At 64.5% G+C, this 19,483-nt stretch carries 25 protein-coding genes and 2 tRNA genes; 22 read left to right on the top strand and 5 right to left on the bottom strand.

The window, feature by feature from the left end:
• The first annotated feature begins 52 nt into the window (after nucleotides 1–52).
• The 14 genes from RH858_RS05340 (at nucleotide 53) to RH858_RS05275 (ending at nucleotide 6,778) form a co-directional block, all read left to right on the top strand.
• A tRNA-Ser gene (locus tag RH858_RS05340) sits at nucleotides 53–136 on the top strand.
• A gap of 17 nt (nucleotides 137–153) precedes the next feature.
• Entirely contained in the window at nucleotides 154–693 is a 540-nt protein-coding gene (locus RH858_RS05335) for a 30S ribosomal protein S13 (RefSeq protein WP_259535802.1), read from the top strand.
• Entirely contained in the window at nucleotides 690–1,217 is a 528-nt protein-coding gene (locus RH858_RS05330) for a 30S ribosomal protein S4 (protein WP_259535804.1), read from the top strand. Before RH858_RS05335 ends, RH858_RS05330 begins: the two co-directional genes overlap by 4 nt.
• A 3-nt stretch (nucleotides 1,218–1,220) precedes the next feature.
• Nucleotides 1,221–1,610: a 30S ribosomal protein S11 gene (locus RH858_RS05325; protein WP_259535806.1), complete on the top strand. Its 390-nt coding sequence runs from the start codon at nucleotides 1,221–1,223 to the stop codon at nucleotides 1,608–1,610.
• On the top strand, nucleotides 1,607–2,356 hold the full coding sequence (locus RH858_RS05320) for a DNA-directed RNA polymerase subunit D (RefSeq protein ID WP_310561293.1): 750 nt from the start codon (nucleotides 1,607–1,609) through the stop codon (nucleotides 2,354–2,356). The genes RH858_RS05325 and RH858_RS05320 overlap by 4 nt, the downstream gene beginning before the upstream one ends.
• 139 nt (nucleotides 2,357–2,495) lie before the next feature.
• Nucleotides 2,496–2,580, top strand: a tRNA-Leu gene (locus tag RH858_RS05315).
• A 108-nt stretch (nucleotides 2,581–2,688) separates the two neighbouring features.
• Complete coding sequence (locus RH858_RS05310; protein WP_259535810.1) at nucleotides 2,689–3,042, top strand: 50S ribosomal protein L18e; 354 nt, start codon at nucleotides 2,689–2,691, stop codon at nucleotides 3,040–3,042.
• Complete coding sequence (locus tag RH858_RS05305; protein WP_259535812.1) at nucleotides 3,039–3,488, top strand: 50S ribosomal protein L13; 450 nt, start codon at nucleotides 3,039–3,041, stop codon at nucleotides 3,486–3,488. Before RH858_RS05310 ends, RH858_RS05305 begins: the two co-directional genes overlap by 4 nt.
• A complete protein-coding gene (locus tag RH858_RS05300; protein WP_259535814.1) occupies nucleotides 3,482–3,880 on the top strand; it encodes a 30S ribosomal protein S9 in 399 nt (132 codons plus the stop codon). The genes RH858_RS05305 and RH858_RS05300 overlap by 7 nt, the downstream gene beginning before the upstream one ends.
• Nucleotides 3,881–3,892: 12 nt before the next feature.
• Complete coding sequence (locus RH858_RS05295) at nucleotides 3,893–4,087, top strand: DNA-directed RNA polymerase subunit N (protein WP_259535816.1); 195 nt, start codon at nucleotides 3,893–3,895, stop codon at nucleotides 4,085–4,087.
• Nucleotides 4,088–4,112: 25 nt separating this feature from the next.
• Complete coding sequence (locus RH858_RS05290; protein ID WP_310561292.1) at nucleotides 4,113–4,292, top strand: DNA-directed RNA polymerase subunit K; 180 nt, start codon at nucleotides 4,113–4,115, stop codon at nucleotides 4,290–4,292.
• Nucleotides 4,289–5,518, top strand: a complete 1,230-nt coding sequence (eno, locus tag RH858_RS05285; protein ID WP_259535820.1) for a phosphopyruvate hydratase — start codon at nucleotides 4,289–4,291, stop codon at nucleotides 5,516–5,518. Before RH858_RS05290 ends, eno begins: the two co-directional genes overlap by 4 nt.
• 13 nt (nucleotides 5,519–5,531) lie before the next feature.
• Nucleotides 5,532–6,341: a 30S ribosomal protein S2 gene (gene rpsB / locus RH858_RS05280; protein WP_259535822.1), complete on the top strand. Its 810-nt coding sequence runs from the start codon at nucleotides 5,532–5,534 to the stop codon at nucleotides 6,339–6,341.
• A gap of 284 nt (nucleotides 6,342–6,625) precedes the next feature.
• Nucleotides 6,626–6,778: a hypothetical protein gene (locus RH858_RS05275; protein ID WP_259535824.1), complete on the top strand. Its 153-nt coding sequence runs from the start codon at nucleotides 6,626–6,628 to the stop codon at nucleotides 6,776–6,778.
• 44 nt (nucleotides 6,779–6,822) lie between these two features.
• Here the strand turns inward: RH858_RS05275 and RH858_RS05270 are convergent, their stop codons facing one another.
• Both RH858_RS05270 and RH858_RS05265 read right to left on the bottom strand, forming a co-directional pair.
• Nucleotides 6,823–7,410: a hypothetical protein gene (locus RH858_RS05270; protein WP_310561291.1), complete on the bottom strand. Its 588-nt coding sequence runs from the start codon at nucleotides 7,408–7,410 to the stop codon at nucleotides 6,823–6,825.
• A 181-nt stretch (nucleotides 7,411–7,591) separates the two neighbouring features.
• Nucleotides 7,592–7,822, bottom strand: coding sequence for a hypothetical protein (locus RH858_RS05265; RefSeq protein ID WP_310561290.1), 231 nt, complete (start codon nucleotides 7,820–7,822; stop codon nucleotides 7,592–7,594).
• Between the two features lie 357 nt (nucleotides 7,823–8,179).
• On the opposite strand from RH858_RS05265, the gene RH858_RS05260 reads away from it, so the two are divergent.
• The 4 genes from RH858_RS05260 (at nucleotide 8,180) to RH858_RS05245 (ending at nucleotide 10,887) form a co-directional block, all read left to right on the top strand.
• The gene (locus RH858_RS05260) at nucleotides 8,180–8,359 is read left to right on the top strand and encodes a hypothetical protein (RefSeq protein ID WP_259535829.1); all 180 of its coding nucleotides are present in this window, start codon (nucleotides 8,180–8,182) and stop codon (nucleotides 8,357–8,359) included.
• A gap of 343 nt (nucleotides 8,360–8,702) precedes the next feature.
• Nucleotides 8,703–9,044 (top strand): HalOD1 output domain-containing protein, encoded by a 342-nt coding sequence (locus RH858_RS05255; RefSeq protein WP_310561289.1) that lies wholly within the window; start codon nucleotides 8,703–8,705, stop codon nucleotides 9,042–9,044.
• A 46-nt stretch (nucleotides 9,045–9,090) separates the two neighbouring features.
• The gene (mvk, locus tag RH858_RS05250; RefSeq protein WP_310561288.1) at nucleotides 9,091–10,107 is read left to right on the top strand and encodes a mevalonate kinase; all 1,017 of its coding nucleotides are present in this window, start codon (nucleotides 9,091–9,093) and stop codon (nucleotides 10,105–10,107) included.
• A 6-nt stretch (nucleotides 10,108–10,113) separates the two neighbouring features.
• Nucleotides 10,114–10,887, top strand: a complete 774-nt coding sequence (locus tag RH858_RS05245; RefSeq protein ID WP_259535835.1) for an isopentenyl phosphate kinase — start codon at nucleotides 10,114–10,116, stop codon at nucleotides 10,885–10,887.
• A gap of 10 nt (nucleotides 10,888–10,897) precedes the next feature.
• Here RH858_RS05245 and RH858_RS05240 read toward each other — a convergent pair whose 3' ends face one another.
• Nucleotides 10,898–12,646 carry a Rieske 2Fe-2S domain-containing protein gene (locus RH858_RS05240; protein WP_259535837.1) on the bottom strand — a complete coding sequence of 583 codons (1,749 nt, stop codon included), beginning with the start codon at nucleotides 12,644–12,646 and terminating at the stop codon, nucleotides 10,898–10,900.
• A gap of 183 nt (nucleotides 12,647–12,829) precedes the next feature.
• On the opposite strand from RH858_RS05240, the gene dnaJ reads away from it, so the two are divergent.
• Entirely contained in the window at nucleotides 12,830–13,987 is a 1,158-nt protein-coding gene (dnaJ, locus tag RH858_RS05235) for a molecular chaperone DnaJ (protein WP_259535839.1), read from the top strand.
• 42 nt (nucleotides 13,988–14,029) lie between these two features.
• Here the strand turns inward: dnaJ and RH858_RS05230 are convergent, their stop codons facing one another.
• Nucleotides 14,030–15,193: a site-2 protease family protein gene (locus RH858_RS05230; protein ID WP_259535841.1), complete on the bottom strand. Its 1,164-nt coding sequence runs from the start codon at nucleotides 15,191–15,193 to the stop codon at nucleotides 14,030–14,032.
• Between the two features lie 83 nt (nucleotides 15,194–15,276).
• Complete coding sequence (locus RH858_RS05225; protein WP_259535844.1) at nucleotides 15,277–16,275, bottom strand: phosphate uptake regulator PhoU; 999 nt, start codon at nucleotides 16,273–16,275, stop codon at nucleotides 15,277–15,279.
• Nucleotides 16,276–16,597: 322 nt separating this feature from the next.
• On the opposite strand from RH858_RS05225, the gene RH858_RS05220 reads away from it, so the two are divergent.
• Genes RH858_RS05220 through pstA form a run of 3 tightly spaced genes read left to right on the top strand, consistent with a single transcriptional unit; the run spans nucleotide 16,598 to nucleotide 19,468 of the window.
• Nucleotides 16,598–17,617, top strand: a complete 1,020-nt coding sequence (locus RH858_RS05220; protein ID WP_259535846.1) for a PstS family phosphate ABC transporter substrate-binding protein — start codon at nucleotides 16,598–16,600, stop codon at nucleotides 17,615–17,617.
• Nucleotides 17,610–18,524, top strand: coding sequence for a phosphate ABC transporter permease subunit PstC (gene pstC / locus RH858_RS05215; RefSeq protein ID WP_259535848.1), 915 nt, complete (start codon nucleotides 17,610–17,612; stop codon nucleotides 18,522–18,524). The genes RH858_RS05220 and pstC overlap by 8 nt, the downstream gene beginning before the upstream one ends.
• Nucleotides 18,521–19,468, top strand: coding sequence for a phosphate ABC transporter permease PstA (gene pstA, locus RH858_RS05210; protein ID WP_259535850.1), 948 nt, complete (start codon nucleotides 18,521–18,523; stop codon nucleotides 19,466–19,468). Before pstC ends, pstA begins: the two co-directional genes overlap by 4 nt.
• Nucleotides 19,469–19,483: the final 15 nt, after the last annotated feature.

Here is a 19,483-nt window from a genome sequence, read left to right as displayed (position 1 = left end):
AACGTCCCGAGTCGCGGGCCGTGGGTCCGTCGGCGACGATACCAAAAAGCGAGTTGCGGTAGCCAAGCCTGGCCCAAGGCGCTGGGTTGCTAACTCAGTGGCGCAAGCCTCCGGGGTTCGAATCCCCGCCGCAACGCTGCAACGCAACCAGATATGAGTGCAGACGAACCACAGGACGGCTCTCCGGAGGAGGACGAGGACCTCCGTTACTTCGTCCGGGTCGGACAGACCGACCTCGACGGGACGAAGTCCGTGGAGCGAAGCCTGACAGAACTGAACGGAATCGGCACGCGTACGGCGCGTTTCGTGGCTGACACGGTCGGAATCGACCGGACTGCCACGTTCGGCGCGCTGGACGACGAGGTGATCGAAGAGGTCGTCGACGTGGTCGAGAACCTCTCGGAGCACGCCCCCGAGTGGATGGCCAACCGTCGCAACGACTTCTACACTGGAGAGACGACCCACGAGACCGGGTCCGAGCTCAACCAGCGACGTCGGTACGACATCAACCGGATGAAGATGATCGACTCCTACAAAGGTGTCCGGCACAAGCGCGGACAGAAGGTTCGCGGACAGCGAACGAAGTCCACCGGGCGGACCGAAGGAACGATCGGCGTCAACGTCGAGGAGATCCGCGAAGAGGCCGCAGAGGAAGCGGCCGAAGCGGCTGAAGAGGAGGATGAAGGGCTATGACGACCGGGAGCAACACCAAACGGTACGAAACGCCGAACCACCCCTACCAGGGCGAACGGATCGCCGAGGAGTCGGGTCTGATCGGCCAGTACGGCCTCAAGAACAAAGAGGAGCTGTGGCGCGCTCAATCGGAACTGCGCGACTACCGACGCGAGGCCCGCCGGCTGCTCGGCGAGGCGCAGGGTGACGTCGAAATCGCCGGCGAGTACGGCGAGGAGTTCGTCGCCCGGCTGCGGCGGTACGGGATCCTCTCGGAGAACGACGACATCAGCGCAGTCCTGGAACTGGACGTCACCGACGTCCTCGAACGGCGGCTGCAGACGGTCGCCTACCGCCAGGGGCTCGCAAGCACCACGAAACAGGCACGACAGTTCATCGTCCATGGCCACGTTATCGTCGACGGTGCGCGGGTAACCCGCCCGTCGAAAAAGGTGGCCGTCGGCGAGGAGGACTTCATCGACTTCGACGAAACGAGTCCGCTCGCGGACGAACTGCACCCCGAGCGGGCGGAGGGACAGGAGTAACCCATGTCAGCAAACGATACCGACAAGTGGGGAATCGCCCACGTGTTCGCGTCGTTCAACAACACGCTCATCACGATCACCGACCAGACCGGCGCCGAGACGATCGCCAAGTCCTCGGGCGGTACCGTGGTGAAGCAGAACCGCGACGAGGCCTCGCCGTACGCCGCGATGCAGATGGCGGAGGTCGTCGCGGAGGAAGCACAGGCGAAAGGGATCGAGGGCGTTCACGTACGCGTTCGCGGTCCGGGCGGAAACGGCAACAAGTCGCCGGGTCCCGGCGCACAGGCGACGATCCGAGCGCTGGCTCGCGCCGGCCTCGAGATCGGCCGGATCGAGGACGTGACGCCGATCCCGCACGACGGAACGAAAGCTCCGAAGAACAAGGGCGTATGAGCGACGAGTTCGACGTCGAGTTCATCGAGCGCGACGGCCGGAGCGCCCGCTTTCTCGTTCGGGGTATCTCCCCGGCGTTCGCGAACGGGCTCCGGCGCGCGATGATCGCCGACGTGCCGACCTTCTCCATCGACACGGTACGGTTCGTGGAGAACTCCTCGGTGATGTTCGACGAGATGATCGGCCTTCGGCTGGGGCTGGTGCCACTGACGACGCCGCTCGACGAGTTCGAGATCGGCGAGGAAGTCACCCTGGCGCTCGACGTCGAGGGGCCGGCGACGGCCTACTCCGGCGATCTGGTCTCCTCGGAGCCGATGGTCGAGCCGGCCGACGAGAACGTGCCGATCATCGAGCTCAAGGAGGGACACCGGCTCGAACTGGAGGCTGACGCGGTCCTGGACGTGGGCAAGGAACACGCCAAACACCAGGGCGGCGTTTCCGTCGGCTATCGTCACCTCCAGCGCGTGGAGGTTCTCGGCGACGCCGGGGAGTTCCACGAGGACGAGCCGCAGATCCTCCGGGGCGTCATCGAGACTCCCGACGGGGAGCTGGTCCCGACTGCCGAGTTCGATCACGATCTCACGAACCGGTATCCCGGAAAGGAGCTCGAAGTAACCGACGTTACGGGCGCGTTCGTCTTCCACGTGGAAACGGACGGCTCGTTCACGGTCGAAGAACTGGTCCGTCGCGCGGCCGCCACGATCGGCGACCGCGCGGACGAATTACGCGAGAAAGTCGCAGTATAACCGAGCATGTGCCCGACCACCGACGATCCGGCGTTCGCCCGAAGCCCGGAAGCGACGCGTCCAGTCCGGACGCGTCCGACGCCGACGGCAGCCCGGACCGAAAGTGGTTTGAATGGGCACCTGGTACGTCGGAGTGCACGCAGGGATAGCCAAGTCAGGTCAACGGCGCAGCGTTCAGGGCGCTGTCCCATAGGGGTCCGCAGGTTCGAATCCTGCTCCCTGCACTCCGAATTCTCCGTCTCCCCGATCGAAACAGCATCCGCCTCGTTCGCGAGGTCGGGTCCGGGGGACGCTCACTTTCGAACACGCACCCTCACACGGAGGGAACTGCTATGAGTAGCAAGACGAATCCACGATTACAGAACCTCATTGCCGAGCTGAAGTCGGTGTCGCGCGACTCCGGTGCCAACGTCTGGCAGGACGTCGCGACCCGGCTCGAAAAGCCACGGCGCACCCACGCGGAGGTCAACCTGGGCCGCATCGAGCGGTACGCCCAGGAGGACGAGACCGTCGTCGTACCCGGCAAAGTGCTGGGCAGCGGTGTGCTCGAAAAGAACGTCACCGTCGCCGCCGTCGACTTCTCGGGGACCGCCCGCAAGAAGATCGAACAGGCCGGCGAAGCGGTGAGCCTCGAACAGATCGCAGAACAGAACCCGGAAGGGACGAACGTCAGGGTGATTCGATGAGTCTCGCAGAGTTCGACGCCGACCTCGTCGTCGACGCACGCGACTGCATCATGGGCCGGGTCGCCAGCGAGGTGGCCCAGGCTGCGCTCGACGGCGAGCGCGTTGCCGTGGTGAACGCCGAGCGGGCAGTCATCACCGGAAACGAGGAGTCGACCATGGAGACGTACCGCAAGCGAGCGGATCTCGGCTCCGACCGCGGGCCATACTACCCGAAGCGCCCGGACCGGATCTTCAAACGCTCCATTCGCGGGATGCTCCCGCACAAGAAGCCGCGCGGCCGCGAGGCGTTCGAAAACGTCCGCGTGTACGTCGGCAACCCGTACGAGGACGATCCGGACCGGGAAGCGATCGTCCTGGACGGGACGTCGCTGGACCGCCTGTCGAACATCAAGTTCACTACGCTCGGAGAGATCTCCGAGGAACTGGGTGCTACTGTCACATGGTAACAAACACGTCCGGTAAGAAGAAGACGGCCATCGCCCGCGCCACCGTGCGAGAGGGCGAAGGCCGCGTACGAATCAACTCCCAGCCCGTCGAACTGTGGGAGCCGGAGTCGTCCCGCCTGAAGATGCTCGAGCCGTTCCGCATTGCCGGGGAGGATCTCCGATCGCAGGTCGACATCGACGTCACTGTCTCCGGGGGCGGCTTCTCGGGGCAGGCCGACGCCGCGCGGACGGCCATCGCCCGCGGGCTGGTGGAACATCTCAACGACGCCGAACTCCGGGAGGCGTACATGGAGTTCGACCGTTCGCTGCTCGTCAACGACGTCCGGCAGCCCGAACCCAAGAAGTGGGGTGGCCCCGGCGCTCGTGCACGATACCAGAAGTCCTACCGCTGAGGTGATCACAGCATGATGATCCCAGTCCGGTGTTTCACCTGCGGCAACGTCGTGGGGGAACACTGGGAGGAGTTCAAGACGCGAACGGAGGAGGACGGCGAGGACCCCGCAGCGGTGCTCGACGACCTGGGCATAACGCGACACTGCTGTCGCCGCATGCTCGTCTCGCACACGGACCTCGTCGACGTCGTCGCACCGTACCAATGATCGAACCCGAACCCACACGCCACGGATGACACGGCAACGCTACAACCGGTACGAGAAGGCACGGATCCTCGGAGCACGGGCGCTACAGGTATCCTACGGCGCGCCGGTGCTTGTCGACACCGACCAGTCGGAACCGATCCTCATCGCCGCAGAGGAGTACGACGCGGGCGTCCTGCCGTTCACGGTCCGTCGGGAGGGGAAATGACGCGCATCACGTCGGTCTCGCTTCGTCGCGTGCTCGACTCGCGGGGAAACCCGACCGTCGAGGCCGACGTGCTCACCGAATCCGGCGGCTTCGGCCGGGCGGCGGCGCCCTCGGGCGCATCGACCGGCGAGTACGAGGCGGTCGAACGACCCCCGACTGAAGCGATTGCTGCAGCACGCGAACACGCAGTTCCCCGGCTCGAGGGGCAGTTCGCCGGCGACCAGCGGGACATCGACGCCGTGCTTCGCGCCGCCGATGGCACCGACGACTTCTCCGAGATCGGTGCAAACAGCGCCGTCGCGATCTCGATGGCGACGGCGAAGGCGGCCGCCGACGTCCTCGGCGCTCCGCTGTACCAGCATCTCGGTGGTGCCTTCAGGGGAGACAACTTCCCAATCCCGTTGGGGAACGTCATCGGCGGGGGCGAGCACGCACGCGACGCCACCCACATCCAGGAGTTCCTCGCGGCGCCCGTCGGCGCCCCGAGCGTGGCGGAGGCCGTCTTCGCCAACGCTGCAGTGCACGCCGCGGTCGCAGAGGAACTCGCCGACCGAGACGTTTCGGCGGCCAAGGGCGACGAGGGCGCCTGGGCTCCGGCGATTTCGGACGCGGAGGCGTTCGAGGTAATGGACGCCGCAGTCGGGACGGTCGAAGACGAGGTCGGGTTCGAGATCCGGTTCGGGCTCGACGTCGCCGCCGCCGAACTGTACGACGCCGACGAGGAGGTGTACGTCTACGGCGACGAGGCGAAGACGCGAGACGAACAGATCGCGTACGTCGCCGAGATGATCGAAGAGTACGACCTCGCGTACGTCGAGGACCCCCTCGACGAGAACGACTTCGAGGGGTACGCGGAACTGACCGAACGGGTCGGCGTCGCGGGGACTCGGCCGAGCCAGGCAGGCGACTGCCTGATCTGTGGGGACGACCTATTCGTCACCAACACCGACCGGCTGAAAACCGGCATCGACGTCGGCGCGGGCAACAGCATCCTGATCAAGCCGAATCAGATCGGAACGCTCACCGACGCGTTCGACGCCGTGGAACTGGCCCACCGGAACGGCTACGACGCGGTCGTCTCTCACCGCTCCGGTGAAACCGAGGACACGACGATCGCGCACCTCGCCGTCGCGACCGACGCCGCGTTCATCAAGACCGGAACGGTCGGCGGCGAGCGAACCGCCAAACTCAACGAACTGATCCGCATTGCGGACGACGCAGTATGATCTACACCCAGACATGACGGACAACGAAGACGCGGTCGAGGTCGAGGCCGACGACGAGTCGCCGACCGAGACCGACACGACGGAGGAACAGCCGGCCGACCGAGCCGACGAGGCGGCGGAACCCGCCGACTCGCCGGCGACGGACGCCGAAGAGACGACCGACGACTCGGCTGGCGCCGAGGATCCCGAGGAACCCGAGGAGGCGGGCACCCCGTTCGACGAGGACGTAATGCCCGACGACGAGGCGGACCTGCTCATTCCCGTCGAAGAGTACCTCTCGGCGGGGGTTCACATCGGGACTCAACAGAAGACGAAGGACATGGGGCGGTTCATCCATCGCGTCCGCGACGACGGGCTGTACGTACTCGACGTCTCCCGGACGGACGAGCGCATTCGGGTCGCTGCGGACTTCCTCGCGAACTACGCCCCCGAACAGGTCCTGGTCACGTCTTCGCGGCAGTACGGTCGGTTCCCGGCCGAGAAGTTCGCCGACGCCATCGGCGCCCGCGCCCGGACGGGCCGGTTCATCCCCGGCACGCTCACCAACCCGAAGTACGACGGCTACATCGAACCGGACGTCGTCGTCGTCACGGACCCGATCGGCGACGCCCAAGCCGTAAAGGAAGCGATCACCGTCGGCATTCCGGTGATCGCGATGTGTGACTCGAACAACCAGCTGTCGAACGTCGACCTCGTCATCCCGACGAACAACAAGGGTCGGCGTGCGCTGTCGGTTGTCTACTGGCTGCTCGCCAACGAGACGCTCGACCGCCGCGGCACCGACACCGTCTACGCGCTCGACGACTTCGAGGCCGACATCTAGACGTTTTTCACCGCGCACCGCTCGTTCGTCGAAAATACAGCAAGCCGTGAGCCGCATCGATCGACGCGCGGGTCGCGTACAGTCCCCAGTTCCCCTCGATGCGACCGGCGGTCCGTCAGTTTCCCGACTACTCCGCCGCGTTTCTACCAACGGGCGCATCGTATAAAAGCTATCGGCGCAATCGTCATCTCAATCCCGAATAGCCGCCGAGAGTGGAGCCACTGGTAGTGTATCGATTTGTTAGGAGCCCCATTACCATGTAAGGATCGTGCGAGATTTCCGGTATGGACGACCAGTCGACGTGGCTGGGGACGTGTCCGAACTGCGAGGAGAACATTCCGTCCCGGTCACTCCTCATCGAGTACACGACCTCGGAAGGCTGGGTGCGCCTGTTCGCCGAGTGTCCCGACTGCTCGTCGGTCGTTCACCCGGCCTGACCGTGGCCGGGTAGCGCGGCCGGGTAGCCGGGCGAACCAGCCCCCTATCGGTTCCTCGCAGTCAGCAGGTCGGCAACGCCGATAGACGCGAGCAACACGAGAGCGATCCAGAACCCGACGTCTGCGCCGACGCCCACGACGGACGAACCGAGCCCGAACAGCAGCCCGAGTGCAACGATCGCGCCGAGGTAATACACCGGCCAGGGATGTCGATCCGGTTTCGGACTGTCGAGCGTTTCTAGGACAGTTCGAAAGTAAGGGCCGCGTTCGACGACGCCGCGATCGGCGTCGTAGTCGACGACCCCGGTCTCGTCCAGCTTGGGTAGATGGGACTGGTACAGGCTGATGTAGACGCGCTTTCGCTCCTTCGAGCGCACCGCCGAGATGGGCTTGTCGTTTTCGATGGCTGCGATCTGCTCGGCGAGATCGCCGATCTTCAGGCTCCCGTCTGCACGTTCGAGCTGCGACAGCACGAGTCGCCGCCGACGATTGCGAAGGATACTGTAGACTTGGTCTATGGGGATCTCTCTCCCCGAATTCTCCGTCTCGACGTCGTGTTCACCTCGACTCTCACCCTGCGGTAGCGATACAGTGCGTGTTTTCCCCCGCTCTCCCTGCTGTTTTCCCATCATTACTGTAGTGTTTCATTTTGCGCGGTCGGATATACGAATCTATCCGGTGTTCCCTCCCCCCAACCACTTCCCCTGGACGTTCACATTCATCATGATTAAAAGTATTGTTATCGTTCTAACTATATGGGCCCGGGTTTCAGTCGGGAGTAGCGCAGCCGAGTTTCCGCGGCCGAACAACGGACTATCCAACCACCGTGGTCCAAAACAGCGAGAAGACGACGAGTCCCGCGAGCAGATACGCCAGAAACACGATCACGTTCCGTTTCGGAGCACCGGGATAAAAGCCCGGCAACGTTCGAGTGCAGTGCCGGATCAGTCTCGCCCACACCGGGAGCGCGACGAGCGAGGAGTAGAGACGCCCCTCGACGTTCGGTTCCGTCGAAATTTCGGTCCCGTTTTGTGGTTCAGTCATTCCAGTTAGACCCTGTCGACGCCCCGCCGGAAGCGCTCTCACGGTGGCACCGTACCTGCCTTGGGTCCCACGTGTGTCGGTGGTCCCTGCGATATTTCTGCTGTGTCGCCGGGCGCTACTCCGTCCCTCAATTGCGTGGCTATACAACACTCGGTTGACTGGCACTTGGCTAGATACCTCATAACGAAGTCCGGGACGATTACGCCGCGGCTATTCTCGCTCGGAGCTGATTACGCAACCGATAATTCACCGAGGACCGGCGACATCACGAGGCTCGGACGCCCCGCGAGTCAGGGACGTTCGGGATCCGTCGGTTAGGAACGTCATAGCAAAACACTGCACGAACCTGGCACGAGTATGAGCACGTTATTCGGCGAACGTGGTGAGGGACGGGTACCGACTGGGGAGCTGTACCACGTCGTTTGCCGCGACTGCACGATGGAAGAACTGGTGAGGACGCCCGAGATCGCGGCTGAACTACAGGAGACCCACCACGAGCGGACGGATCACGCGATCACTCACGAGAGAATTCAGTAGCTGTTCGGGGTTTGCTTTGCGGGTCGAGTGTTGTAGCCGATTGTCCACGGCCGACCCTCCGAAAAAGTCAATTAACCAATAATAGTGTGGCGGGGGACGAGAGCGGGAACGTGTTATTTTATTACTATTATGAGGGCGTGACCGGTGTAACGTGGATTCGAGTGTCGTGTAACGCTAATTCAGAAAATACTTAAATACCGTACAGTTATCTTCGAAGAAGAGGTCACGTACTGCTCGGGAAACTGAAGTTACGTGTCCGAACGCCGAGTGGATCGACCGGGCGACCCTCCCGAATCGACGGGCTGGGCTCGATTCACGGGCAGTATCTAAGGGGACGACACCGATGAAACACAACACGAGACGATCGACGTCCGAAACGTACGGGGCTTCGGACGTCACTGTAATTGGAGAAGCAGCAGCGGTCCGTCGCTTCGACAGCGACGACGAAACCGACCTGACGGCCGAAATCGTCTACGCGATCGCGGAGGCCCGCGGCGTCGATCCGACGGAGGTCACCTCGCCGCCGCTTTACGAGAGCGTGGACACGGTCGCGCTCCAGAACCTCTTTTTCGGCGATCGAGCGAACGGCGCCGGTTCGAACCGGACGCTCACGCTAGAGTTCCCCTACGCCGAGTTTTTGGTCAGGGTGGACAGCGACGGAACCGTCGCCGTGTACGAAGGCTGAATCGCGGAGCGCAACACCTGTAACAGTCGCCGTCCAGTAATCCCACATGACAGTCTGCAGCGCACCGGGGAAGGTCTACCTCTTCGGGGAACACGCGGTCGTCTACGGCGAACCCGCGGTTCCGTGCGCGATCGAGCGCCGGGCGACCGTCGAGGTCCAGCCCCGCGAGGACGATCACGTCCGCGTGCGGGCCGACGACCTGTCGTTGAACGGGTTCACCGTCGAATACGAAGGGAGAACCGGCGACGATCCCGACGTCGACGTCCCGCGGCCGCTGGTGGAGGCGGCCATGGGATACATCGACGCGGCGGTCCGACAGGCCAGGGCTGCCGCCGAGGAGCCGGCGGCCGGCTTCGACATCACCGTCCGATCCGAGATCCCGCTCGGCGGCGGGCTCGGCTCCTCGGCGGCGGTCGTGGTCGCCGGGATCGACGCCGCAACCCGGGCGCTGGGCGAACCGCTCGAGAAGGGGGAACTCGCCAACCGGGCGTATCGCGCGGAGTTCGAAGTGCAGGACGGCCAGGCGTCCCGCGCGGACACGTTCTGTTCGACGATGGGCGGTGCCGTCAGAGTCGAAGGCGACGACTGCCGGACGATCGAGGCACCGAACCTCCCGTTCGTGATCGGGTTCGACGGCGGTGCCGGCGAGACCGGGGAACTGGTTTCCGGTGTCAGGGAGCTTCGCGACCGGTACGACTTCGCCGCCGATACCCTGGCCACGATCGGCGACGTGGTTCGGGACGGGGAAGCGCTGCTTTCGGAGGCGATCCCCGAGACCGATCCGTCGCCGGAGTGGCTCGCGGAACTCGGCGAACTGATGGACTTCAATCACGGTCTGCTGTCGGCGCTGGGGGTGTCAGCCCGCTCGCTCGACGAGATGGTGTGGGCGGCCCGCGAGGCGGGAGCCCACGGCGCGAAGCTCACTGGCGCCGGCGGCGGCGGCTGCATCGTCGCGCTCGACGAGTCGTCGGAGTCCAGAACCGCCCTGGAGTTCACGCCGGGCTGTCAGCGTGCGTTTCGGGCGGAACTGGCGACGGAAGGCGTGCGGGTCGAGGAGGCGTAATCGCGGATGGACCGCACGGAACAGGATCTCCTCGTGGTGAAGCTCGGCGGCAGCGTGATCACCGAGAAGGATCGGGCTGAAACGCTGGACGGCCCGGCACTCTCGGCGGCAGCCGACGCGATCGCCGCGGCCAGGGAGGACGGCGATGTCGGGCGGCTCGCAATCGTCCACGGTGGTGGGAGCTTCGGCCATCACCACGCGAGCCGGCACGGGGTCACGACCGAACGCGGAACCCACGACGCGGCGGCGGCACTGTCGATCCACGGCGCGATGACGACGCTCAACCGGTTCGTGCTCTCTCGACTCCACGACCGCGACGTGCCGGCGCTTCCTGTGCATCCCCTTTCGGTCGCCGCACGCGAGTCGGACGGCGCGCTTTCGTGTCCGCTCGAACAGGTCGACGCCATGCTTGCCGAGGGGTTCGTTCCGGTGTTGCACGGCGACGGCGTCGTCCACCGCGGGGAGGGGATCACCGTGCTTTCGGGCGACGAACTCGTCTGTCGGCTGGCCGAGGAGCTCGACGCCGCTCGAGTTGGCGTCTGTTCGACCGTTCCCGGCGTGCTCGACAGCGACGGGGAGGTGATCCGGGAGATAACTGCCTTCGAGGAGGTCGCCGACACTCTCGGAGCGAGCGAGTCGACCGACGTGAGCGGCGGGATGGCCGGCAAAGTCCGCGAGCTGCTGGCGCTTTCTGCGCCGGCGTACGTGTTCGGTCCCGACGATCTCTCGCGGTTCCTCCGAGGGGAGTCGCCCGGTACGCGAATCGACGGATCCGGGTGAGGACAACGGCTCACGCCTCGTGGATCTTCTCGCCGCGGTTGAGCCGGTCGGCGATTCGATACGTCTGTTCGCCGGCCCGTCGGGTCGGCGTGTGCGCGGAGAGATATCGGGCAGTCGCGATTAGGTGTACCCGGCCGTTCCGTTCGTCCACGGCGGCGTCGTACTGGGTGAACGCCGCCTCGAGGTTCTGTCGCGGGTGGAAGCCGACATCCTCTCGCAGAAGTACTTCGCCGAGAGCTCGTTTCAGACGGTCGACGTCGCCGTCGGCTGCGAGGAACTCGGCCGTGAGTTGGCCGGCTCGGTCCACTTCTTCGTCGCTCTCGACTTCGAAACACTCCAGGAGCTCCTCGCTGACCTCGTCTGGATCTCGGTCCCCGTCCGGATCGGGCAGCGGCGTCGGCGGCGTATTGAGAAACCTGTCGAGATAGACGTTCACCGCCGCATCGAAGACCCCTCGGTACGCCTCGCTGGCGTCGGTTCGCCGGCTCAGACAAAACACCGCGTTCGCGTACGTGTAGGTGTGATGGACGGTGTTCCAGTCCCGAAACTCGTTGCTCGTTCCGAACTGGGCGATTCGTCTGCCGGCGGCGTGGGTCACCACGTTCGCGAGCTCCTCGGCGGTCGCCCCGTTTGCGATGGCTCCCATCAGTTGGTCGATGATTTCTCGTGGATCCTCTCCCATTACGACGTCGACGAATTCGTCCGGTTTTTCCCACGTTCGATTCGATCCCTGTTCGACCGCGTGCGGGAGTTCAGCTGCTGCGTCGAAACACAACTGGGCGACGTCGATCGGCTGTCGCCACGACGAGTTCTCCTCGGCCCGATCTGCGGCGGCGAGTCCGGGGGCCAGACTCGGGAGCACCTCGTCGGCGTGCTCCCACCCGACGTGATCGAGCGTCTCGAACGCCTTGTTGATGAAATCCAGGCGGTGGCCGTTGTCGAGATACAGGTGGTCCGTGGCCGCCGCGACGAGCAGTTCGGCGATCGCTGGCTCCTCGAGGTCGGCAGCGATCGCGGCCCGGAGTACCCGCTCGGCGCCGTCGGAGTCGCGAACCTCAATGTTGCTTTGAAACCAACGCTTGAGTCGCTCGGGTGTGACGTCGTCAGTGGAGAGCCGTTCCTGCACGAAAAACGGCGGTTCGCCCGCACAGTCGTCGGCGACCTCCGAGAGTCCGACGTAGAGTGCCCGGCGTCGATCCTCCGGACGGAGATCCCCGAGGAGGTTCGCCATCACGCCGAGCGTGGTGAGCCCGCGTCCCCAGCCGTCCTCCCGGTACCGGGTGCCGAACTGGACTCCGATCCGGACCGGGACCGAGGAGGCAACGCCGGCGTCGTCGAGGCCGATCACGGATTTGGCAACGATCAATCCGAGGTTCTCCTGCAGGCCGTGTTCGAGCCGGTTCCGCCAGCGCTCCTCGGGCGGTTCCTCACGTGGCGGGTGCGGATCGACGTAGACGTCGCCGTCACGAACCTCGACTGGATAGGTCCCGACGTCGTCCGCGAACGGATCGAACGTGTCCCCACAGGAGATCTCGAACCGGGCGTGGTGCCACGGACACGTCAGTATCCCGTCGTCGACTGACCCGTCCGTGAGCGGAAAGCCCATGTGGGGACAGCGGTTGTCGGTCGCGTAAAACTCTCCGTCGTGGTGAAACAGGCCGATCGTTCGGCCGTCGACGCGGAGGGTCTGTGGACTCTCCTCGGTCGCTTCCTCGACGGAAATGACCGGGACGTACGGGTCGTCGAATTCAGACGCCATCGTTCCGGTGCCCTCGAGGACGTGAATCCCCGATGGGCGTCGACGCACTGTGTTTGTCAAGCTGTGACATACAGTTCGACAGGGAATCCGTCACGGTAAATTTTGCGCCGGGGCTAGCGCTTCGAGACTCCGGGGTCGAGCCGTTCTTTTCAAGTAGCACAGTCTACTATGGGTCGACAACGAATGAGCGAGGACTTCTATGAGGTACTCGGGGTGTCACGCGACGCCGACGCCGACGAGATCAAACGGGCCTATCGGAAGAAGGCGGCGGAGTATCACCCCGACGTCAGCGACGATCCGGACGCCGAAGAGAAGTTCAAGCGGATCCAGAAGGCAAAGGAGGTGCTCACCGACGAGGAGAAGCGACAGCTGTACGATCGGCTGGGTCACGAGCAGTTCGAACGGGCCGAAAAGCACGGCGCGACCGACAACGGCGGCGCCGGCCGCGGTGCGGGGCGGGGCCCGTTCGGCGGCGGCGGTCCGTTCGGCGGCGGCGGAGGTGGTTTCGAGGACCTGTTTTCGGACCTGTTCGGCGGCGGCAGCCGCGATCCGAACCGCCCACGCCAGGGACGCGACCTCCGGACGGAGATCACGATCGACCTCGAGGAGGCGTTCGACGGCGCCGAAAAGCGCCTCTCTGTCACCCGGCCGACAGAATGTGACGACTGTGGCGGCACCGGACATCCGCCGGACGCGGACGTACAGAGCTGTCCGGAGTGTAACGGTCGGGGCCAGGTGACGCAGGTCCAGCAGACCGCGTTCGGCCGCGTCCAGCAGACGACCACCTGCCCCCGGTGTGAGGGGGACGGCGAACTGTACTCCGAGACGTGTTCCACCTGTTCGGGTGAGGGTATCGTCCGGGAGGAAGCCACGCTCACCGTCGAGATCCCTGCCGGCGTCGAAAGCGGCCAGACGCTCCGGATGGGTGGTGAAGGCGCGCCGGGGGAGAACGGCGGTCCGCCGGGCGATCTCCTCATCGACGTGACGGTGGAGGGGGACGACCGGTTCGAGCGCGACGGCGACGACCTCCATCTCAAGCAGCCGATCTCGTTCCCGCAAGCGGTCTTCGGGGATACGATCGAGATCGAAACGCTCGACGGCACCGTCGAGATGGACGTTCCGGCCGGCACCCAAAGCGGCGAAACGTTCCGACTGCGGGACCGGGGAATGCCTCGGCTGCGGGGTCGCGGACGCGGTGACCTTTACGTCCGGGTGCAGGTAGTCACCCCGGAAAGCCTCAACGAGGAACAGCGGGAGGCGCTCGAGGCGTTCGCCGAGGCGGGTGGCGAGGAGATCGAAATCGAGGAGGGCTTCTTCGAACGCATCAAGCGGAGTCTGTGAGCTGCTGTGCGCAGCAAGGGTGTCGTCCCCGTCGTTCCGGGCTCAGCCGGAGACGACCTGGACTGGCACGAGCATGAAACACAGTAGCCCCAGCGCGAAGGTGATGATGCCCACGATCATTCGCGGCCACCCCAGCTGTGACTCGTCGACGGGGTCGGCGGGGCCGTTGAACGCGATAAACAGCGCGAACACGCCCCAGAACGCCCACAACCCGACCGACTCGTCGAGCCCGTACTCCAGCACGTAGTAGAGGTAGGCGGCGATCCCGAACAGGGCCGCCGGAACCAGCGATGCGACCGTCTCCTGTCGCTCGCCGATCATCGCACGCATGATGTGACCGCCGTCGAGCTGACCGACCGGGAGGAGGTTGAGCAGGGTAAAGAACATCCCGACCCACCCGCCGATGACGACCGGGTGGGCCGCCTTGTTCGCCGCCTCGTAGGCCGTCGGTTCACCCAGTGCCGACGCGATCAGCGTCAACAGCGGCGGATCGTTGAACCGGATCATGCTGCCGTCTGCTTCGAGGATCCGTTCGGGGATGGTGATCGGGTCCAAGGAGAGTCCGATCACTGTCACGACGATCGTCGCAGCCAGCCCCGCAAGCGGCCCCGCGGCACCGATGTCGAACAGCACCTTCCGGGAGGGCATCTGTCCTTTCATCCGGATCACTGCTCCCAGCGTCCCGAACGGGAAGACGAACGGGATCACGTACGGCAACGAGACGTTTACCCCGTAGTATCGTGCGGCGGCGTAGTGGCCCAGCTCGTGGACCAAAAGCACACCAAGCACCGCTGCGGTGAACGGCCACGCCTGGAGGATGACCAGCGGGTTGGCAGTAATCTCCGAGAGCGGGACGTAGTACCAGCCGTACGCGCCCACGAACAGCGTCGAGATCACTGTCGTCACGAACAACACGAGGTTGGTCCACGGAATTCCTCCCCTTCCGGCGCCGAGCGGGCGCGCGATCACGACGTCGGTCCCACTGGTTCGTGCGAGTTCGACCTCGTAGCCGGCCTCACGGAAAGCCGGGGAGATCCGACGCATGAGCGCGCGATCGGGGACCAGCGACTCGCCGTAATAGAGGATCCGGTCGCCGTCCCGTCGTGTCGATTTTACCTGAAAGAACGTCCGAAGCGGCTCGGGTCGGGGTGTCTCGCCGGAGGCTTCCGCGTCGTCCACCGGGCCCGAGACCTCCTCGTCTGCCATCGGACTCAGTTAGGGGCGGGCAGGCAAAACGCTTGTCGTACGTTCGGGAGCCGACGTGTCGTCGCGGCGCCCTGACGGAACGGTCACGGCGAGGGTGACGCCTTCTGAAGTGCGGTTTCGGCGATGTTGCCGCCGTAGTCCCCACACCGGGAGACCGAATCGACGATGAGGCCGAGCAACTGTGCCCTCGCGGGATCGAGGTTCCGCAGGTACGAGTCGATCCGTCGAGCGTCCTCGTCGATCCGCTGGACGGCTTTTCGCGCCTCGTTCGCGACCCGGGTCGCAACGTCCCTATCTTCGGAAAACAGCGCGTCCATCGCGTCGTCGATTACCTGTGTGACCTCCTGGCGGAGCTCTTCGAGCGCGTCGAGTATTTCCTCGGGGACCGGTTGTTCCAGTTCCAGGGTGAGGTGGGCGATCTTGGTGGCGTGATCGCCGATGCGTTCGAGCTGTCTGGCGCTCGATTGGTAGTCGAAACAGACCTCCCGGGGGAGTCCGAGCTTTTCTGCGGCCTTCGGGGTCCGTAGCGTCGCCCTGAAGATCCGCGAGACCACGAGCCAGAGCCGGTCGAGGTCGTCGTCGCGTTCGATCACGTCACGCGAGAGGTCCTCGTCGAGTTCCCCGAGTGCGGCGAGGGCGTCTTCCAGCATCGACAGCGCGATCAGCCGCATTCGGGTTACGGCGTTGTGAATCGATAGCTCGGAGGAATCGAGCAGATCCCGGATAACTACTTTGTCCGCCGTCTCCTCGAACACTTCGAGGCCGACGAGACTCTGGACGGCCTCCCTGATCGTGCGGCGTTGCCCGGTCGTGATCCGGCTGCTCTCCAGGATAATGTCGTCGAAGCCACTCACGTACATCGCCGTGACCGCCCGAACCAGTTCCTCGCCGGTTAGATCTGTCACGTCCAGCGTCCCTTCCGTCCGTTGCTCTTCGGTTTTCGGCGTGAGAAACAGCGCGTCACCCTCCGGATAGAACTCCACTTCGCTTCCGGCGCCCACGTCGTTTTCCGTCGCCCAGGACTTGGGAATCGATACCGTGTACGTCGATCCCCCGGTGACCTGGACCTTCCGGGTTTCCATACCGACAGATCCCGACCGAGTATATATAAATGTGTTCAAATATATATCGTTCACAAACCGAATCGTTTCCGAACGGTGGCGATTTCTCGCCGCGTTACCGGCAGTCTTGTCCGGATTACGGTCCGCTACCGACTGCCCGAAAACGGAGACAACGTGTCCCAAACATAGTACTATATAGTTATTATAGTAGAGTATTTAGGTCGTCCTCGCGGACCGGAAACCGATGGAACGGAAACCCCCTGTGGGGGGGAATGGACGGTCGACTACCGGAACTGAGTCTGATTTCAGGTTGTCGGATAGTTCCCGTCGACAGTTCCTTTCGATGGCCGGTGCCTCCGTGGGTGCGCTGTCGGTTTCCGGACTCGCGGGCTGTCTCGTTCGCGGGGAGCCGAGCCACCTCGAAGGACAGATCGTCGTCGACGGCAGCAATACGCTGTTGCCCCACGGTGCCGCGGTGGCCGAGGAGTTCCAGTGGCGCAACAACCGGGTCCGGATCCCAGTTCGCGGATCGGGAACCGGTGCCGGATTTCAGCTGTTCTGTGAGGGTACCACGGACGTCCAGAACGCCAGCCGGCCGATCCTGGGTCCGGAAGACGTCCCCGAGGGACAACGCAGCGAAGTAGAACAATGTGGGCAGGCCGGCGTCGACTACGTCGAGTTCGAGGCGGCGCTCGACGGACTCGCAGTCTGGGTCCATCCGGACAACCACTGGTGTGACTGTCTCACCACCGAGGAACTGCGCCGGATCTGGGAGCCCGGTTCCGAGGTCGAAACGTGGGGGGATATCCGCGAGGAGTGGGCCGAGGAGGGTCACGACGGTGAACTGGACTTGTACGGGCGCGATCCGGCCTCTGGGACGTTCGACTCGTTTACGAAAGCGATCAACGGCGAAATCGGCGCGATCCGGTCGGACTACTCCGCGAGCGCCGACACCAACGTGATCGTCCGCGGCGTTCGCGGGAGCAGAAACGCCCTCGGCTGGGGCGGGCTGGGCTACTACGAGGAGAACAAGGAGGATCTGAAACTCGTCGACGTCGACGACGGCGACGGCTGTGTCACCCCGACACGGGAGACGATCGAGTCGGGAACGTACCAGCCGTTGACGCGGGCGATGTACGTCTATTTCAACGTGAACTCCTTCGAGAAAGAGCACGTCAGGGAGTACGCCCGGTTCTACTTCTCGCCGATCGACGAGCGGGCGGACCGCAGCGACGTCGGCCCCGAAGAGGAACTCGCCTGGACCCAGTGGGCCGCACGGAAGGTCGGCTACTTCGCGACGACCGACGAGTCGGTCCGAGAGGCGCGCGAACGACTGGAGGAGGTGCTCGCTCGCTATGAGTAGCGCCGACCTCACCCGTGCTGGATCGGGGATCGACGGGACGAAAAACCGGCTGATCCGGTACGTGTTCTTCGCGTGTGCCGCGGTCACGGTGTTGACGACCGCCGGGATCATCATCGTGCTCGTCGAGGGCGCAGTGGCCTTCTTCAGGGAGGTATCGATCGTGGAGTTCTTCACGACTGCCGACTGGTCGCCGATCATCCGCCCCCGGTCGTACGGCGTGTTGCCGCTGATCTGGGGAACGATGCTCATCGTGGTCGGGAGCGCGATCGTCGCGATCCCGGTCGGGACGGCGACGGCGGTGTATCTCGCCGAGTACGCCGACCGCCGCGTCCGCAAGATCGTCAAACCGACCCTCGAGGTGCTCGCGGGGATCCCGACGATCGTGTACGGCTTCTTCGCGCTGTCGTTCATCACGCCGCTGCTCCAGCAGTTCTTCCCGGAGACCGGGACGTTCAACGCGGCCGCCGGCGCGATCGTCGTCGGAGTTATGGTGATCCCGATGGTCTCCTCGCTTTCCGAGGACGCGATGTCGGCGGTACCCGACGAGCTCCGCCAGGCGGCCTATGGGCTCGGGGCGACCAAATACGAGGTATCCACCGACGTGGTGATTCCGGCGTCGGTCTCGGGCATTACCGCCGCGTACATCCTGGCGATTTCGCGGGCGATCGGCGAGACGATGGCAGTCACGCTCGCGGCGGGGATGCATCCGAACGTCACGTTCAACCCGCTGGAACCGATCCAGACGATGACCGCCTACATGGTTCAGGTCGGGATCAGCGACGTGTCGGTCGGCTCGATCGGCTACCAGTCGCTGTTTGCGGTCGGCATCACGCTGTTTGCGATGACGCTTTCGATGAACCTGCTCAGTCTCTGGGTCAAGTCCCGATTCCGGGAGGAGTACCAATGAGTGAAGAACCGAGCACCGAACCGGCAGATCCCTTTGCGGGCATCGCCGACGACGTCCACCGAAAACGACTGATCGGACAGGCCTTCGTCGCCGTCTGCCTCGCCTCGACGCTCGTGGGGATCGTCGCGCTCGTTGCACTCGTCGCGGACGTGCTCTACGAGTCGTGGGGATGGGTCACCTGGGAGTTCCTCACGTATCCCCCCTCGCGGTTCGTCGAGAACTACCTGCCGGGCGGTCGAGGGGCGGGGATCTATCCGGCGTTGGTCGGCTCGATCCTGCTGATCGTACTCACTGCCGTGTTCACACTGTTTCTCGGCGTCGGTGCCGCGATCTACCTCGAGGAGTACGCGCCCGACTCCCGGCTCACGAGCTTCATCGAGGCGAACATCGCCAATCTTGCGGGCGTTCCGTCGATCGTGTACGGCCTTCTGGGGCTGGCGCTTTTCGTCCGGGCGGCGGGGCTCGGATCGAGCCTCTTGGCGGGGGCGTTGACGCTTACTCTCCTGATCCTTCCGATCGTGATCGTCTCCGCCCAGGAGGCGATCCGCGCGGTGCCCGATTCCCAGCGCCGGGCCGCCTACGGTGTGGGCGCGACCGACTGGGAGGTAATCCGCGACATCGTGTTGCCGGCGTCGCTCCCCGGGATCATGACCGGGACGATCCTGGCGCTGTCTCGAGCGATTGGGGAGACGGCGCCGATCCTGATGGTCGGCGCCGCGACGTCGATGTTCGTCGCCCCGGTCCGGGACGGACCGTTCGGGCTGCCGGTGCCGGACTTTCTCGGGCCGTTCGCGGCGATGCCGATGCAGATCTTCGACTGGGCTCGGCTCCCGCAGGCGGAGTTCCAGCACGTCGCTGCCGCCGGAATCGTCGTGTTGCTCGCAGTGCTGCTGGGAATGAACGCGACGGCGATCTACATCAGAAACAGGTACGAACGACAATGAGCCAGAACGAATCTA

Origin of the sequence: Halalkaliarchaeum sp. AArc-GB (assembly GCF_031432225.1) — an archaeon.
Taxonomy (GTDB): Archaea; Halobacteriota; Halobacteria; order Halobacteriales; family Haloferacaceae; genus Halalkaliarchaeum.
This window is presented reverse-complemented; position numbering and strand designations above follow the sequence as displayed.